This window comes from Bradyrhizobium sp. Kon10, assembly GCF_055807395.1.
Window position 1 is genome coordinate 1 of the sequence record NZ_JBVVOZ010000114.1, and the last position, 657, is coordinate 657.

1 protein-coding gene is annotated in these 657 nt (G+C 64.1%); it reads right to left on the bottom strand.

From position 1 onward, the window contains the following. Positions 1 to 51: 51 nt before the first annotated feature. The coding region (locus AC0L2O_RS36300; RefSeq protein WP_473373136.1) for a 3-hydroxyacyl-CoA dehydrogenase family protein at positions 52 to 657 on the bottom strand (606 nt) is incomplete at its 5' end.

A 657-nucleotide genomic window follows, 5' to 3' on the forward strand; every position in this document is an offset into this window, starting at 1 on the left:
CCGCTTCGCCTCCTTGACGTGTCCCCCTAAGACATTGATGACAATGCATCATCACGCCGCTTTCGACTCGCCAGCCAGCGAGGCGAAGGTCTTGCCTTCGGCCGCGAGCTTCTTCAGCAGCGGCGCGGGCTCGAGGCTCGGATCGTTGGTCTCCTTGGCGTAGAAGGAGAGACGATCGGCGATGTGCTTGAGGCCGACGCTGTCGGCCCAGTACATCGGGCCGCCGCGATAGATCGGCCAGCCATAGCCATAGAGCCAGACCACGTCGATGTCGCTCGGCCGCGCCGCGATGCCCTGTTCGAGGATCTTCGCGCCCTCGTTGATCATCGGATACATCATGCGCTCGAGGATCTCCTCGTCGCTGACGATGCGCTTCTTGCGGCCGAGGCGGAGCAGCGTCTCATCGATCAGCTTCTCGACCTCAGGATCGGGCAGCGGCGCGCGGGAGCCGGCTTCATACTTGTAGTAGCCGCTGCCGGTTTTCTGGCCGAAGCGGCCCGCTTCGCACAGCGCATCCGCGATCTCCGACTTGACGCCTCGATCCTTACGCGAGCGCCAGCTGACGTCGAGGCCGGCGAGGTCGCTCATGGCGAACGGCCCCATTGGCATGCCAAATTTTGTCACCACCGCGTCGATCTGCTGCGGCAGCGCGCCTTC